Annotated in this window: 11 protein-coding genes; 7 read left to right on the top strand and 4 right to left on the bottom strand. The window is 40.3% G+C overall.

From position 1 onward, the window contains the following. Positions 1 to 81 precede the first annotated feature (81 nt). The 3 genes from FUT79_RS15465 (at position 82) to FUT79_RS03230 (ending at position 3792) form a co-directional block, all read left to right on the top strand. Entirely contained in the window at positions 82 to 1968 is a 1887-nt protein-coding gene (locus FUT79_RS15465; RefSeq protein ID WP_244951129.1) for a methyl-accepting chemotaxis protein, read from the top strand. A gap of 140 nt (positions 1969 to 2108) precedes the next feature. Continuing rightward, on the top strand, positions 2109 to 3248 hold the full coding sequence (locus FUT79_RS03225) for an FIST signal transduction protein (RefSeq protein ID WP_024752171.1): 1140 nt from the start codon (positions 2109 to 2111) through the stop codon (positions 3246 to 3248). A gap of 1 nt (position 3249) precedes the next feature. Next, a complete protein-coding gene (locus FUT79_RS03230; RefSeq protein WP_024752172.1) occupies positions 3250 to 3792 on the top strand; it encodes a methyl-accepting chemotaxis protein in 543 nt (180 codons plus the stop codon). Positions 3793 to 3853: 61 nt separating this feature from the next. Here FUT79_RS03230 and FUT79_RS03235 read toward each other — a convergent pair whose 3' ends face one another. Continuing rightward, positions 3854 to 5107, bottom strand: coding sequence for an ISNCY family transposase (locus tag FUT79_RS03235; RefSeq protein WP_052335743.1), 1254 nt, complete (start codon positions 5105 to 5107; stop codon positions 3854 to 3856). 80 nt (positions 5108 to 5187) lie between these two features. On the opposite strand from FUT79_RS03235, the gene FUT79_RS03240 reads away from it, so the two are divergent. Further along, positions 5188 to 5607: a hypothetical protein gene (locus FUT79_RS03240; RefSeq protein ID WP_024752174.1), complete on the top strand. Its 420-nt coding sequence runs from the start codon at positions 5188 to 5190 to the stop codon at positions 5605 to 5607. Positions 5608 to 5684: 77 nt separating this feature from the next. Here FUT79_RS03240 and FUT79_RS03245 read toward each other — a convergent pair whose 3' ends face one another. The 3 genes from FUT79_RS03245 to FUT79_RS03255 all read right to left on the bottom strand — a co-directional run bounded on the left by FUT79_RS03245 (position 5685) and on the right by FUT79_RS03255 (position 8653). Next, positions 5685 to 6395, bottom strand: coding sequence for a potassium channel family protein (locus tag FUT79_RS03245; protein WP_024752175.1), 711 nt, complete (start codon positions 6393 to 6395; stop codon positions 5685 to 5687). Between the two features lie 255 nt (positions 6396 to 6650). Further along, complete coding sequence (locus FUT79_RS03250; protein ID WP_148879603.1) at positions 6651 to 7835, bottom strand: hypothetical protein; 1185 nt, start codon at positions 7833 to 7835, stop codon at positions 6651 to 6653. Positions 7836 to 7861: 26 nt separating this feature from the next. Continuing rightward, positions 7862 to 8653: a cysteine hydrolase family protein gene (locus tag FUT79_RS03255; protein WP_148879604.1), complete on the bottom strand. Its 792-nt coding sequence runs from the start codon at positions 8651 to 8653 to the stop codon at positions 7862 to 7864. 532 nt (positions 8654 to 9185) lie between these two features. Between FUT79_RS03255 and rsmG the strand changes: the two genes are divergently transcribed. The 3 genes from rsmG (at position 9186) to FUT79_RS03285 (ending at position 16323) form a co-directional block, all read left to right on the top strand. Next, positions 9186 to 9872 (top strand): 16S rRNA (guanine(527)-N(7))-methyltransferase RsmG, encoded by a 687-nt coding sequence (gene rsmG / locus FUT79_RS03270; protein WP_024752178.1) that lies wholly within the window; start codon positions 9186 to 9188, stop codon positions 9870 to 9872. A 135-nt stretch (positions 9873 to 10007) separates the two neighbouring features. After that, complete coding sequence (locus tag FUT79_RS03275; protein ID WP_044634425.1) at positions 10008 to 11363, top strand: Na+/H+ antiporter NhaC family protein; 1356 nt, start codon at positions 10008 to 10010, stop codon at positions 11361 to 11363. A gap of 724 nt (positions 11364 to 12087) precedes the next feature. Next, the gene (locus FUT79_RS03285; protein ID WP_187426852.1) at positions 12088 to 16323 is read left to right on the top strand and encodes a leucine-rich repeat domain-containing protein; all 4236 of its coding nucleotides are present in this window, start codon (positions 12088 to 12090) and stop codon (positions 16321 to 16323) included. The last annotated feature ends 53 nt before the right edge of the window (positions 16324 to 16376 follow it).

Here is a 16376-nt window from a genome sequence, read left to right on the forward strand (position 1 = left end):
AAATAGTTATGTTGATATTGCAATAATATTGGGTATAGATATAATATTTTAATTACAAAAATTTATAGGAGTGTATCTATTATGAATAAAGAAAAAACTGAAATGCAGGGTACAGCCCTGGAGCCGCCAAAAAGTATTTTTATTCTTAATTTTTTAGTATTTAACGGTATGTTCTTAGGTGTTGTCATATATTCTTTATACGTAAAAATAGTTCCGTTTGATGCTTTTATAAAATACATACAATCTTTACCGATACTTATTATTATTATTTTAAATATTATCACGCCGACTTTTCTTCACTTTAAATATACAAAAATTATAAAAAATTTTAATCTTATTGAAAATGGGGTACATGAAGCTAATATGGCTATAAAACAGTATTCAAGGCTTTCTATAGTTTTTCCTATCCTGTATGCTTTTGTCAGCCCCTGTATAGCAATCCCTTGGATCAGAATTACTAATTTTGCAGAGATTTTAGCATGGGGTTTTACCTTAATCGGAAACTTATTTTTAATTGCCTGTTTTTTTTATATTCTCTACATAAGACAGCTGGAAGAATGGGTATCATTTGTACCTTTTGAAAAAAAATATATAACACTGTCATATATAGCGCGGGGAACACTTGCTTCCTTTTTTCTTTTTACCGGTGCGGTTTTTCTTGTAATAACTCCATTTATTACTATGACTTATAACGGATCCGATTTTTTTTATACCTTTTTCGCTCGCATTTTGCCGCTAGTATTTGTTATCATTATTCTCGCACTTTTTATTAATTTTACACTATACCGCAATATGAACCTTCGAATAAACGATGTGATGAATTTTATGCTTTTATTGTCGGAGGGGAATTTTGCTACGGAGAAATTACAGGTAAAAAGCCGTGATGTTTTCGGCCTTCTTGTAAATTATGTGGATTTATTTTATCAAAATACGGTACACCTATTAAGCGGTGTTAAAAAAAATACGTATGCAATGACCGAAGTCGGGAATACGCTTTCAAGCAGTGTAACTGAAACTGCAAGTGCGGTAAACCAAATCAGTATAAATATAGACGGCGTGAAACAGCAAGTAATGACACAGGCTGCGAGTGTTACGCAAACCGCTGCTACTATTGAAGAAATTATTCGAACAATAAAACAGCTTAACGGTAGGATTGAAAATCAGGCAATGAATATTGCGCAATCTTCATCGGCGATTGAACAAATGGTTGCCAATATTTTCTCAATTACGGAAATACTTGAAAAAACAGACAATACAATTATCACTCTTGTATCGGCTACCGACGAGGGGAAAAATGCTATTGCTATGTCAAATAGCGTAACACAAAAAATCAGCGAAGAATCCGGAAGCATTTTGGAAGCCAGTGCGGTTATTCAACATATTGCGAGTCAGACGAACTTACTTGCAATGAATGCCGCAATTGAAGCCGCTCATGCCGGAAACGCAGGCAAGGGATTTGCCGTTGTTGCCGATGAAATCAGAAAATTGGCGGAAGAGTCCAGTATGCAAGGAAAAGCTATTACCGCAACGCTGAAAATGCTTTTAGGAGAAATCGAAACATTGTTCGTTTCATCAAAAACGGTAGAAGAAAAATTTGCCGCAATCTTTGATTTATCGGATCAAGTTAAGGTAATGAGTAACCGGCTAATGGAATCAATGAAAGAGCAAGAGAACGGAAGCAAAGAAGTTCTTACTGCAATTGAAGATATTAACTCCGTTACCAGTCAGGTAAAAGATGGCTCCGCGGAAATGCTTATCGGCGGTGAAAGCGTTGCACAGGAAATGCAAAAACTTGACAGTTTAACTCGAAGCATTACCGGAAGCATGGATGAAATGGCCTCGGGAGTGGTGCAGATAAATAATGCCGTGCAGGAAGTAAACGAAATTACACAAAAAAATAAAGAAAGTATCGAAAATGTTTCGAATGAAGTCAATAAATTTAAAATGAATAGCTGTCTTTATAGATAAAAGCATACTTATAAAACATTTTAAAAAATAATCATGACGAATAGCGTTTCTGCATTGAAAAACCGTATTACTTTTTCAGCAATCATTCTTTCGTTAAAGTTTTTCTTGCCGGAAATTCGGTATTTTAAGGAGCGCTCGCTATGAAACAGGAAGTTTATCAAACAAGTTTGAAGGACATTGATTCTGCCATCGCTGAAATAACATCAAAGTTAGCAAAATCTCCTTCTCAGTATGATGCGGTGATCTTTTTTGCATCGGCAGATTATGATTTTCCTAAACTGGCGTCAAAAATAAAAAACGTCTTTTCCAAGGCGGAAGTAATAGGCACAAGCACGTCCGGCGAAATATCCGAATCGGGATTTAAAAAGCGAAGCCTTGTTGTGTCGGCAGTATCGTGCAATAAAACTCGCTTTTCCGGACTCATTATTGATAATGTTGACAAATTCCCGATTATTGATAAATCAAAAATTGAAGCTGCCGCCGCCAAATGCGGCATTGCCATAAATTCCGCCGCTTCTCATAAAGATGCTTTTGCCCTCACCTTTATCAACGGCCTCTGTAATGCCGAAGAAGCGCTTCTTGCACTCTTTTATGCGATTATAAAAAATGACCAATTTCTTATAGCCGGCGGTTCTGCGGGGGATGATCTGCAGTTTAAAAAAACCTATGTCAGTTATAATGGAGAGACGGTCTCAAACGGTGCGGTTATTTTATTTGTAAAAACACAGTGTCCCTTTGATATACGAAAAGAAAATATTTTTAAGCCCTCAGGCAAGCGGGTAACCATTACCAAAGCTGACGTAAATACCCGCACTATTTATGAAATCGACGGACGCAATGCCGGAAAATATTACAGTGAATGTATCGGTGTTCCCCAATCGGAAGTTCAAAATGCCATTCTTGATCATCCCTTTGGCAGAGTATTCGGCGGCAAAATATTTATCTCATCTCTTGCAAGTTTTACTCCTACAGGGGCAATTAACATGTATTCGCGCGTACTGCCGAATACAACTGTTGAAATACTTAATTTAGATGACAGCTTACAGATAGCTACTGATAATCTTACCGCAATTTCAAAAACAATTCCGCGCCCTGGTTTTGTTTTTGTAATAAATTGTATCCTTCGCACCATAGGATTTGAGCGGCGCAATCTTTGCGGTAAAATGACAGATCTTTATAAAAAAGTTTTTCCTGTCTTTTGCGGATTTTCAAGTTACGGAGAACAAATAGGTAAAATTAATCCAAATCAGACATTTGTCAGCATTGTGATAGGAGAATAAAATGAATAATACGGTACTACAAGCAGGCTTTGATCTTCTGTCCATAATGATGGATTACTGTGCAAAAAATACCGGCGGAAGCGAACTATTGCAAAAGTATATTGATCAAATACAAAGCGGAACAGGTGTTTTTGAAAAACAGAAAATGGCACTCGACAAACTTTCCAGAACAGGAACATGTATTGATGAAAATGTTGTAAATCTGGTAAAAAGCTATACTGAGAACGCCTCCTCCGTCGAAAGAATCTCAAATGCGTTTTCCGAATTAGTCCATAAGGTTGCGGAAATTGAAAAAACAACACAAACAACTACCGAAGCATTACGCCTTCTGGTTGAAGAAGCGGAATCAATTACGAAATATACCGACATAATCAATGAAATATCAAAGCAAACCAATCTTCTTTCGATCAACGCTTCAATTGAAGCAGCGCGGGCGGGAACAGCGGGAAAGGGCTTTAGCATTATTGCCGGCGAAGTAAAAAAACTTTCTGAAAACACCCAAGAAACATCAAGCGAAATTGCCAAAATTGTCAATAACCAGTGAATATTTCACCCCTAAAGGGGGTTAATTTTGCAATGAAAATTGCACCCCTTAACACATCGAGTTATCCTGCTTTTGCATCTTTAAGTAAGAATTCATAAATCAAGTCAATAACTACTTGAGGCAGGTCTCCGGTTCGTCCAACCGTATCGGTTCGGTATATATCATCGAGCGGTACAATCGGATAGAATTCATCATGTATTAAAGCGCGTATACCATGTTTTTGTGAAATCAATACATTTACCGTTGTGCCTGCGCCGAATTTATTCTGCTCAATTTTAAACAAATGGTTTTTGATTGAGATGGTAGAACCGCTTGAAAGCTTGCGCGTAATAACCGATGACAACAGTTTATCAAGATCGAGTGTTTTTGGCGTCGGTACAAACATTGAATATGAATCGCAGGCCGAAACACCAAACTGTTTGTTGAAAATACCGATATACTCTTTTAAGAATTGATTCGCTTGCTCTATGGTTGTAATTCCGCGTCGTGCAAATTCAACAGGGAGTCGGCTTTGTAAAGTTTGCCATAATCGCTCAACACGTCCTTTTGCTTGTGATGAATGAGCCGGGAACATATCGATTCCTAAGTACTTGATAATTTTGCCGAATTGTGTTACTTGTTCCTCGGTTCCTTGTAATTGCTCCTCAATGGATAACTGTTTTTTTGCATTAACAAAAAAAACGCTACACTTATCCGGATAAAGAGCGGCAGGGAGTCCATAATTTTCGAGTGTCTGCCGCAGAACTTCTAAATATCCGAGCAGGCACTCGTTTTTGCATAAATAAAGACCGGTAATCATTCCGCGCGCATCATCAATAAAAGCATGTAATGCGGATTTTTCTTTCCCGCCGAACCAAGGAAACGGGGTTGCGTCCACTTGCAACAGCTCTCCGAAGCAAGCTCTTCTCTCGCGCGTTTTATGCACCTTCTTTCGTGTTCGTCTTTTCTTTGGTGAATAAATTCCATGTGATAACAGAATACGGCGCAGAGTCGAATATGACAGCTGCAATTGATATTCTTCAGTTACTATTTCATGAAAATGCAAAAAATTGCTTTTTGACAATGCGGGATCGCTTCGCAGCGCAAGTAATCGCTGCTCAATTTCTTTCGAGGTCTTCTTTGCAGAGGGACGCTGACTGTTGCCATGCAGCATTGCTGCTAAACCCTTTTCTTTGAACGCCTTTTTTAATTGCTGTACGCGTCTTCGTGAAAGGTTTAATCGAAGCGCAGCCTGTTGTACCGTACATCTCCCCTCTAGGCAGTTGGCAATAACATGTCCTCGTGTAATTTGATCAATGCTCATAAATAATTTCATTCCTCCAGTGTAATGTAATAAGTCAATAATTTCATCTCGGTAAAATATAGGGGTGAAATATTTATTGAAAACTTATAGGGGTGAAATTATCACAGATTAAAGACAGCGAAATTGCCAAAATAATTAAAGTATTTACGGGAAAAATTGATGAACTGCGCAAAGAACAGCACAACCATAACGAAATACTGAAAACGCTTATCGGTATGACCGATGCTTCAAAGAAAGAATTACTGAATCTGAAAATGAGTGAAGATACAAATTCGCAAAAAGCTCAAGATATACTGGCATTGCTCGAAGAGAACATGGGCGATATAACAAATGCAATTACCGCAATTAAAGATAATGAAATGCAGAGTGCTGCCCATATTCAATCTTTTGCCGACAAAGCATCCGAAACAACCATATTATTTAATGACTTAATCTCATTTATTATCCAATTAACCCATATTTTTAAGTACTTTCAAGCGGAAGGCAGAAACACCCCGCCCGAAAACTACTAAAAAACAATTTTTAGACAGAGCTTACGCCGCGAAAAACTATTTGAGATTCGGAGAGTAAAACTTCTTTTTGTATTACGCTAATGTTTTGGAAAAAGATTTCTAAAAACTTCCGCAAGCTTTTTGCCTCGATCAGGTTTATCTTGGGAAAAGGTAAATATATCTTCCTCTGAACCTGCAACTAAAAGAATATCATTTGCTTCAAAGGGATAATTCGGATCATTTATAAAATAAAAATTTTCAGTATCTTGCTTTCTGATCGCCACAACATTTATTCCATGTGTTTTGCGTAAGTTGGTTTCCAATAAGGTTTTTCCCGCATATTCTTTATTTATCCCCACTTCCGCCAAAGCAAGAGTTTCCGATATCGGCATAAAGTTAAATAAAAGTTCTGAAGCTAACATCGGCATAACCCGTTTTGCAGCCTCTCTGTCGGGAAAGATTACATTGGTCGCTCCTACCATCGAAAGAATTTTTCCATGCTCATCATTTTGAGCTTTTACGAGTATTTCTTTCACATTCATTTTTTTTAAATACGTTGTTACCATTATTGAAAATTCAATCTTTCCGCCAAGGTCAACAATCGCCGCATTCACATCGGGAGGAATAGCTTTTTTTAAAGAGGTTTCATCTATAACATCAAAAGCATAACTTATCTTTGCTTTTCCGTCATATTTCGCAATGAGTTGAGGGTCTTTATCAACAATAATAATTTCATTTGTTAATTTAAGTAATTCTTCAAGCATTCGCAGACCAAAAGGCCCTAATCCGATTATTGCAAATTTTTTCAAAATTTAACTCCTCTATAAAAAGAGTATATACAAAAGAATGAAAAAAGGAAAGTATAAAAAAGTTTTTGGAATTTTAAATTATAGGAACTTCTCAATATATCAACTTTAAGAGCTGGCACTTGGATTGTTTTTCGGCTTAAAGCTGCTTAGCGTACGTACGCAGTGAGATTTGACGAGCGTTGGTATTACCGTATTATTTGAACGTTTTTAAAAGATATGCTTTTGTCAACGTTACCGAGAAAAGGCTTAAAGGTTTTAAAGTTCTTTTCGCAAAGATATTTTTCCTTCAATCATACTCACTCCTTTTTTATAAAATAGGGGAGTGATAGAAACCCGTGCATCCAATAGACAATCAAGAAATTTAATGGTGCAAAAGGGTGTCACCGAGACAATGTATGCTTGATCTTCTTTTTTCTTAGTCGGTTTCATTGCAAAAAATGTATGCACACCGGCTTGTGCAGCATAGCGGTTTAATTCTCCCGAAGCAAGAAGAAGGTTTCCGCCGATAAAATAATCTTGCTGTTTTTCGGGGGTTTTTTCAGGTTCAAAAACGGGTGCCGCAAATACTGACGGAATAGCTGTAAAGTAGCGGCTGTATATTCTTGCTTCCAATAAGGCATAGAGGTTTTTCGCAAGCATTTTCAGGTTTGTTTTAAATGGTGTTTCTCCAAAACCGAATTCTATGTATATTTGGTTAAGCGCATTCGGGTTGAACAAAAGAGAAGCTTCGCCGATAAAACTATTGTTTTCTCCGCTTTTGCCTACTTGTATACCTGAAAATCCGTAACTCAATACGGTCGGAGAATATGTTCCGAATGTCAAATAGGCATTATACACTTGCCGCTCTTTTGTCCCCATATTCCATGTAAAATACCCGCCGATGCATACTGAAGAACTCGGCAATCCCGCAATGTTAAAACCTAAGCCTTTTATGGCTTTCTGTGATAAAAACAGCTTTGCCGGATACTGTTCTTTGAAACGGGGCGGTTCAAGTTTCTTTTTAAGAAAATCTTTTGTAAGCTGCGTACTTGGCAGCTTGTCAAACAATCCTAAAAAAATCGAAAGCGAGACGGGCTTTTCGTTCATATACGGAAAATTAAGTGAGGTGTTAAAAAATCGAAGAAGAGCATAGGAGCGCTTTTCGTCAAACGGATGAAAAAAAGTTATAACATCCTCAATTTCCCCGGCAAATCCTACGTCGGCATATACTTCCGGACAGGGCATAAAACGCAAGCTGAAATCAATATCGGCATCAAGCTTTAAGTTTTTTTTGTTTGAATCCGGAGTTTTGTTTTTACTAAAATTAAGCCCCAGATTTAACCGTGAAACAGAAACCGGCTCTGCCGATAAAGAGAAAAAAACGAAGTAAAATAAAAAAAAGATCAACAGTTTTTTTATATATGGTTGTTTTATTTGTGCCTCGGTTTTGATCCTATTCATTCTTCTACCTTTTAGGTTGCCCCTGATTAGCCAAGCAGTCCGTCTTCCGACCGTATACAACGCACGCCGTGTCTTTGAGCTTCTTTCAAAAATTCCTCTCCGACCCGTTCAAATCCGGTAACGTTACTCGTGGTATCCTCCAATATGATAAGCTTTTCAGACGGCAAAACCTTAAGTAAATCTCTTACCGTGTTTGCCACACAATGAGAAAGAGCTTGACCTGCTATATATATAGTATCGGCAGTTTTAAGCTTTTTCAATAGTCCTACATTTTCTGTAGAGTTTGGGTCAAGCGGGTCGGGCACTTCCGCACGGATAGCGCTATAATGCTCGGTTTTAGGATTTCCGCCTTTTTGAATAAATTCGGTAATTCTGCCGGGCGCAGCCTTTTCCCAATCACAGATTGCGTTAAAAACAACGGGGAAAACGCCGTGGCCCCAACTGCCTTCAAGACAATGCGGCGGCCAAATACACAGCTGATAGCGATTTTCTTTTTTCAATGTTTCAACATACGAAAGCGCATGTTTTTGATACGCACTATTTGCCGCCTTAAAAAGATTTTCTCGTATTGCCTGTGCAGTAATAATTGTAAAAGGTTCGGGTGGGGCTCCCTCTTTTGTAAGCCAAAAAAGGGGATTTGCAATATGGAAAAGATGATGGGTATCCATCGTTACAAAAATTGAATCTATTTTTTCTGTATTCCTGTTAATAAAGGCCGCAAGCCGCTCGCAGTCCGCCGCCGCATTCGAAACTGCCAGCGCCCCCTGTGGATCACAAAAATCATTTTGCGGATCAATAATAAGCATAACTTGTTTCATATTCCCTATAATATATCAAAGAATGCCGAATTGTCAATGTTTGAGAGAGTTTTACTCAAGGGTTTACGCATGAGCGACCGGCATTTTGTAATTAATTTCCATAATATTAATCGCGAGATTGGCAATAATGACTTGCGGATCCGGCATTCTTATGGTAAATTGCCCACCGTTGCGTTGTGTCGGGCTCTTTTTATAACAGGAAGCTTTAAAACTCGCAGGTTTCATTTTGCCATGGACGGCAAAACTCAGAACCGCCACGGATGGCGGTGGTTCCAAACAGAAGCGACGTTTTAAAGCAAGGCGGTTTGCAAAGCTTTAAAACTCATAGGTTTGGTTTTGACAAGGACGTCAAAACCAAACCGTTGTGTCAGACTCTTTTTTATAAAATTGTCTTGATTTATATAAGACGAATCCAAAAAATGTTACACGAGAAAACCTGTCGCATGGGCATAATCGATGACTGATTTAGACAATCACTGTTTTAAAACTTGACAAAACAGGGTTAATGAATTAGCTTTAGTCGGGAGACTATATGAGGGTGCAGGATGCTTTGCGTTACTTGGCGCAAGGGCTTGAAGAACTTAAAATCACAGATTCAGACGGCAGTATAGCGGAGCTTTTGACAAAATATATACGAGAGTTGCAGCTTTTTAACTCGGCGTTTAATCTGGTAAAAGTGGATTCTGAAAAAGAGTTGGTGATTAATCATATTTTGGATAGTCTTGCACCGTGGAAGATTTTTGCGGATAGGTTTGATGCAGCAAAAAATACCGATGCTGTATACCGATTTGCAGATGCCGGATCCGGAGCAGGGTTTCCGGGTATTCCGTTGGCGTGTCTTTTTTTATCTAAAAACCCGGCTGTGCAATTTACGTTAATAGAACGCATGCAAAAAAGGGCCGCCTTTTTGGAGAATGTGTGTGCGGTTTTGAATCTTACCAATGTCTCCGTTTTGCAATGTCCTATTGAGCAGTCTCCTGAACATGAATATGACATAGTTGCCTTTCGCGCTTTCCGCCCGCTCGATAAGCAGATGATTTCCGGTTTGTCAGATCGAGTAAAGTCCGGAGCAGTGCTTGCGGCATATAAGGGGAAGCTGCAAAAAATCACCGAAGAAATGGAAGGAATACGGAATTTTATAGACTCATACACCCCACACCCGGTGCAGGTGCCTTTTTTGAAAGCGGAGCGTCATCTTGTGCTTATACAAGTAAAATAACGGGCGGCTTGCACTTAAAACGTTTTTTTAATACTATTGCACCACTAATAAAAAGTAACGTGAATAGCTGAAGATAATTTTATCATCGGATTTTTCGATAAAAGTTTTTCAGTTTTGCGTTAAATGAGGGTATTTATGGAAAAGTTAAAATTTAAGCCGAACGGGCGGGCTCTTATACCTTTTGCAATTTTTGTTGTGGTATATCTTGGTATCGGAATTACCTTGGTTGCAGGCGGAGATCCGATGGGCTTTTACGGTTTTAAGGGACCGATTGCCGTTATCGTAGGTATTATCGTAGCATTTATCATGCTTAAAGGCTCATTAGATGAAAAATTTGATGTGCTGATAAAAGGCTGCGGAGATTCCAATATTATTACCATGTGTATTATTTATATTTTGGCGGGAGCTTTTTCGGTTGTGTCAAAGCAGATGGGAGGAGTGGAATCTACGATTAATCTTGGACTCACCTTTATTCCGCCTCATTTTGTTGCAGCGGGTTTGTTCATTATTTGTTGTTTTCTTTCATTAGCGATGGGAACAAGTGTCGGTACTATTGCGGCCGTAGGTCCGATTGCGGTAGGTCTTGCAGAAAAATCGGGCGTTCCTATGTCTTTGATGATCGGAACGCTGATTGGCGGTGCTATGTTCGGTGATAATCTTTCCATTATATCCGACACAACAATTGCTGCAACAAAAACTCAAGGAGTAGATATGCGTGATAAATTCCGCGTGAATTTAGTGCTTGCTGCTCCCGCCGCTCTTATTACCGTTGTATTGCTTTTAATTTTCGGGCGACCCACCATACAGATCCCCGCACAGTCGTTTGATTATTCGGTTATAAAAGTGGTTCCGTATATTTTTGTTTTGGTTGCCGCCTTACTTGGAGTAAATGTTTTTGTTGTGCTAATCGGCGGGATAATTCTTTCCGGTGTAATTGGCATGTCGTATGGTATTTTCGGTGCATTGCAGTGGACTAATCATATGTACGATGGCTTTAACGGCATGTTTGAAATCTTCCTTTTGTCGATGCTTACCGGCGGACTTGCCGCTATGGTAACCGAAGCAGGCGGAATGGAGTGGCTCGTAATTAAAATCAAAAAAATGATTAAAGGGAAAAAGTCCGCGGAAGTAGGAATCGGTGCACTAACTATGCTTACCGATGCCGCAACGGCGAATAATACTGTTGCCATTATTATTGCCGGTCCGATTGTGAAAGAACTTTGTCAGGAATTTAAGATAGACCCGAGACGGGCAGCTTCGCTTTTAGATGCATTCTCTTGCGTTATGCAAGGTATTATTCCATACGGTGCGCAGCTTTTAATTGCGTGTAAGTTTACAAACGGCGCAGTAAGTCCCGTATCTCTTTTCCCGTTTTTATGGTATCCTTTTTTCTTATGTGCAGCTTTAGTTGTTTCAATTTTTATTCCTTTTAATATCGGCGTAATTAAAAACAACCCTTGGAACTTTGAAAAATGGGAGCCAACAAAATAAGCTCACTCTAAAAATGACGATCAAAGCTTGTTGCCATAAAGGAGACTTACAGTTTCAGCATCACTATGGTAAATTGCCCACCGTTGCCCAATTTCAAACGATGTTTTGCCTGAGCGTCTCAGGTAACAGGCAAAACTCGCAGGCACTGTGAACAAGAATGCCAAAACTACATTCAGTACTACCACGGATGGCAAAATCAGAACGAGCACGGACGCCCGTGGTTCCAAGCAGCAGCGATGTTTTAAAGCAAGGCAGATTGCAAAGCTTTAAAACTCCTGCTTTTGGCGCAGGAATAAAAAGCTTTGTACCGGTTAGCGGCAGCACCGAAAATATGTATAAATTATTACCAAAACATAAAAAAAACTCTTGCACGCTCTCTAAATCTATACTATACTCAATTTATGGAGAAAGAGACCAAAAAACTTTATAATAAAATATTTTTCTCAAAACAACATAAGTTCAGAATGTGTAACTTTCTTCTATTATACCCTCCCCCGAAAAAATTATAAAACTCGGATTTTTTTTATACAGTCATTTTCTCGTTTTTTTATTGCTCCCGAAGCATTATGCATTTTTTTATTGCGCTTTCGGGATTTTTCTTTATCCAAACAATTTTATTTCCGCTTTACACAAGACTTTTTGGGATGCCTAATCGGTATCCTCAAATTTTTATCACATACAAAGTATTGCAATGGAAGGAATTGCAATCAAAGGAGTTTATCTAATGAAAAAAACATTCGGTTTGAGAACAGTGCTTCTCATTGGATTAGTACTTTCGGTACTTGGAATTTTCGGCGGATGTAAGCAAAACAAGCCCGCCACTGTTGTCGTAGCAATAACCGGCGAGAATGTTAATATTCCGTCCAGTATTGTTTCCGTCGGCTACAAAGACACGTGGGCGACAGTAAAAACAAGATCGGAATTTGCCCGCGTTACCGCCCAAGCAGGCTATGAGCTTGCCGGCTGGAAGCTGAATAATGCAGACGGCGAGGATTTAAGCGATTCATACGCTTTTACCAAGCCCTTGACCTGCATTTTTGCGGTGTTAAACCACGCTGAAATCAGCATAACCATTGACGGCGATGCAAACCTACCCGCTGACCGGAAAAAAACATTTCAGGTAGGCAAGTACAGCTCTTGGCAGACAATAAAAGAAACCCCGGAAATACGGGATATACAATTTGCCGCCGGTTTTGAGCTTGACCAATGGTATTTAACCAATATGGAAGGAAACGTTTTAACCGGATCTGAAACTTTTTCCGAAAACACAACCGTCTTTGCCGTTTTAAAACAAAAAGGAACGCAGACGACAAAACCTATTAGCATAACCATTGACGGCGATTCAAATTTTCCCGAAGAGCTGAAAGGTTCAATTGGCGTAAAGAAGGGAACCGGCTGGGCTACGGTAAAAAATAATCCGACAGTACAAAAGATAGAAAAAAGTAAATTTAAAGAAGGCTATGAGTTTGCCCTTTGGCAGCTGCGCAATGCGGACGGAAGTTTTTTAACCGATGATTATCAGTTTGATGAGGATACCACCATCTTTGCGCAATCAAAAAAAGAAGGAACAGCAACTCCCGTTCCGATTACCATAACATTACAGGGAGATGCGTTTACAAAACTTGCCGCCAACACAAAAATTACCGTAGAAGCGGGCAAACAATGGAAAACAATACAAAATGCTTCCAAAATTAAAGAGCTGAAATTTGTCCCCGGACACGACCTTGACTATTGGAAAGTGGAAGGCGAAACCAATGCAATAGCCGAAGAGTATTTATTTGCCGCCGATACAACCATTGTTGCCGTAACAAAAGAGGCAACGGTTACCGTAACCATCAACGGGGATGCAAACCTACCCGCTGATCAGAAAAAATCATTTCAGATAGGCAAGTACAGCACATGGAAAACAGTGCAAACCCAAAACGAAATAAAAAACATTAGCTTTAATACCGGTTTTATAGCCGACCTGTGGAAGCTGAACGATCAAAACGGAGAATTTTTACAAGACACCCATGAGTTTATCGCCGATACAACTATTTTTGTTACAACCAGAGATGAAAACAGCAAGCCAACCGAACTAATTGGCATAGAAATAAGTAGTGATGAACATGGCTATTTTGAAGGCTGGATTGATGTAGAAGCGGGCAGTTTATGGAAAAATATAAAAAACCATCCCTTTTTCAGACGGCTTAGATTTAAAACAGGCTACGGGCTTGACTATTGGAAACTGGAGGGAGGAACCGAACCGCTGTCGGATTCATATGTATTTACCGCCGATACAGCCATTTTTGCCGTTTCCAAAGAAGTAAAACTTACCATAACCATTGACGGGGATGCAAACCTTCCCGCTGACCAGAAAAAAACGATCACGGTCGACAGTGGCAGCGAGTGGGAAATAATAAAAGAAAGAGACGAAATAAAAAGAATAGCATTTGCGCCCAGATTTGAGTGTGAAAGCTGGAAGCTAACCAATGCGGCAGGGGCAACTTTGCACAGAGATTACCGGTTTTACAAGGACTGTGTAATTTTTGTTGTTTCCAGAAAAGAAAGCCCTTTTAAAACAGATGGAGCAGGCACTATTATCGACTATAAAGACAGCGTACCCGCAAATTTGGAAATCCCTGAAAGAATAGGAACCGAGGTAATTACCGCCGTCGGCGAAAACGTCTTTAAGAATACAGAGATCACCGCGGTACAATTCCCCAAAACGCTTCAAAAAATCGGCGAGGCAGCCTTTTTCGGCTGTACTAAACTTGGCACTCTTGATTTTTCCAATTTACCGGCACTTGCTTTAATTGAAAGTGATGCCTTTTTCGGCTGCAAGACACTTACCGGTATTAACCTTTCGGTATGTACGGCCCTGAAAACCATCCAAGACGGTGCTTTTAAATACTGCGAAAACTTGCAGGGGACGATATCCTTCCCTGAAAACATTCAGAGCATAGGAGGGACGGAAGGTCACTACCCTCGCTCCGATACCGGAGCATTTGAAGGCTGTACCAAAATAACAAAGCTTGACTTTTCGGCTTGCAAAAAGCTGCTTTCTATCGGGCCCGCTGCTTTTAAGGGGTGCACCGGAATTCAGGGCAGCCTGCAATTGCCGAACACCATTGGCAAAATTGAAACCAAGGCATTTGCGGATTGTACAAACATTACCGGCATAAACCTTGCGGAATGTCCCCAGCTTCAGGAAATAGGATTAGAAGCATTTAAAGGTTGTACAAAAATACAGGGAAAAATGTCTTTCCCCGCAAACTTACGGCGGATAGGATCCGGAATATTTGCGAGCTGTACAAAAATAACCGAACTTGATTTTTCGGCTTGTACCAGTCTTAGCGAAATCGGAACATATTCCGGGTTGCAGGCTCTTACAACCGTACAATTCCCCGAAGAGCTTCAAAAAATAGAGCACAGCGCTTTTAGCGGCTGTATAGCCTTACAGGAAGTAGACCTTTCAGCTTATAAAAAACTCGAAACCATAGGGTACGATGCGTTTAAGGACTGCAAAACGCTTAAAACGGTAAAGTTTTCAAGCACCCTTACAAGCATCGAAGGGACTGCTTTTTCAGGCTGCATTGCCCTTGAAACGCTTGATTTTTCAAAGTGCAAAAAGCTCGAAACCATCGGCGGCTTTGCCGGCTGCGAAAACCTTGTAACCGTGCTCTTCCCCGAATATCTTAAAACTATCGACAACAGTGCCTTTAAGGACTGCGTAAAACTTGAGACGGCAAACCTTTCCGTTTGCACAAAGCTCACAACCATCGGCAACAGTGCCTTTGACGGCTGCAAAGCGCTTACCGAAGCAAAGCGTGGCGATTGTGAAAACCTCAAAGCCATCGAAAGCAGTGTCTTTGCCGGCTGCGAAAAACTTGCAACCGTAACCTTCCCGAAGAATCTTGAAACCATCGGCAGCAGTGCCTTTAACGGCTGCAAAGCGCTTACCGAAGCACAGCTTGGCGATTGTGAAAACCTCAAAGCCATCGAAAGCAGTGTCTTTGCCGGCTGCGAAAAACTTGCAACCGTAACCTTCCCGAAGAATCTTGAAACCATCGGCAGCAGTGCCTTTAACGGCTGCAAAGCGCTTACCGAAGCACAGCTTGGCGGTTGCGAAAAACTTAAAACTATCGGCAACAGTGTCTTTGCCGGCTGCGAAAAACTTGCAACCGTAACCTTCCCGAAGAATCTTGAAACCATCGGCAGCAGTGCCTTTAACGGCTGCAAAGCGCTTACCGAAGCACAGCTTGGCGGTTGCGAAAAACTTAAAACTATCGGCAACAGTGTCTTTGCCGGCTGCGAAAAACTTGCAACCGTAACCTTCCCGAAGAATCTTGAAACCATCGGCAGCAGTGCCTTTAACGGCTGCAAAGCGCTTACCGAAGCACAGCTTGGCGATTGTGAAAACCTCAAATTCATCGAAAGCAGTGTCTTTGCCGGCTGCGAAAACCTTGCAACGGTAACCTTCCCGAAGAGTCTTGAGCGCATTGAGGGCAGATATTATGAGGGGGCATTCAGAGGTTGCAAAAAACTTACCGAAGCAAAGCTTGGCGATTGTGAAAACCTTAGAACTATCGGCAACAGAGCCTTTTACGGCTGCGAAAAACTTGCAACCGTAACCTTCCCCGCAAGCCTTGAACAAATTGGAAGCGAGGAGCATGGTAGTTGGGAAGGAAATTCTTTTGAAGGCTGTAAACTGCTTGAGACGGTAGATCTTTTCGTTTGCACAAACCTCAAATTCATCGGAGGCAGAGCCTTTTTCGGCTGTACAAGCGCAACGGTTACCCTGCCGAAAAACTTTCCTGAAGATCAAAACGCAATAGGTACCAATGCTTTTGGCTATTTACGCGGGGGCGAAGATACCCGGTGCAAAAAAGTTATTGTTCCAAAAGACACGATAAGGCTGAATGTAATAAATTCCGGCTGGTCCGATGATCCTGAAGGAAGGGTTGAGGTAGGATCGTAAACCTGTTCGCCTTCACGGCTAAACGAATTACCCTGTTCTTTGTATAAAGAACA

Source organism: Treponema phagedenis (assembly GCF_008153345.1).
GTDB classification, from domain to species: domain Bacteria; phylum Spirochaetota; class Spirochaetia; order Treponematales; family Treponemataceae; genus Treponema; species Treponema phagedenis.

Coding starts and splice junctions, on each gene's coding strand:
- FUT79_RS15465 (WP_244951129.1), top strand. CDS start 82: ATGAATAAAGAAAAAACTGAAATGCAGGGTACAGCCCTGGAGCCGCCA.
- FUT79_RS03225 (WP_024752171.1), top strand. CDS start 2,109: ATGAAACAGGAAGTTTATCAAACAAGTTTGAAGGACATTGATTCTGCC.
- FUT79_RS03230 (WP_024752172.1), top strand. CDS start 3,250: ATGAATAATACGGTACTACAAGCAGGCTTTGATCTTCTGTCCATAATG.
- FUT79_RS03235 (WP_052335743.1), bottom strand. CDS start 5,107: ATGAAATTATTTATGAGCATTGATCAAATTACACGAGGACATGTTATT.
- FUT79_RS03250 (WP_148879603.1), bottom strand. CDS start 7,835: ATGAATAGGATCAAAACCGAGGCACAAATAAAACAACCATATATAAAA.
- FUT79_RS03255 (WP_148879604.1), bottom strand. CDS start 8,653: ATGAAACAAGTTATGCTTATTATTGATCCGCAAAATGATTTTTGTGAT.
- rsmG (WP_024752178.1), top strand. CDS start 9,186: ATGAGGGTGCAGGATGCTTTGCGTTACTTGGCGCAAGGGCTTGAAGAA.
- FUT79_RS03275 (WP_044634425.1), top strand. CDS start 10,008: ATGGAAAAGTTAAAATTTAAGCCGAACGGGCGGGCTCTTATACCTTTT.
- FUT79_RS03285 (WP_187426852.1), top strand. CDS start 12,088: ATGAAAAAAACATTCGGTTTGAGAACAGTGCTTCTCATTGGATTAGTA.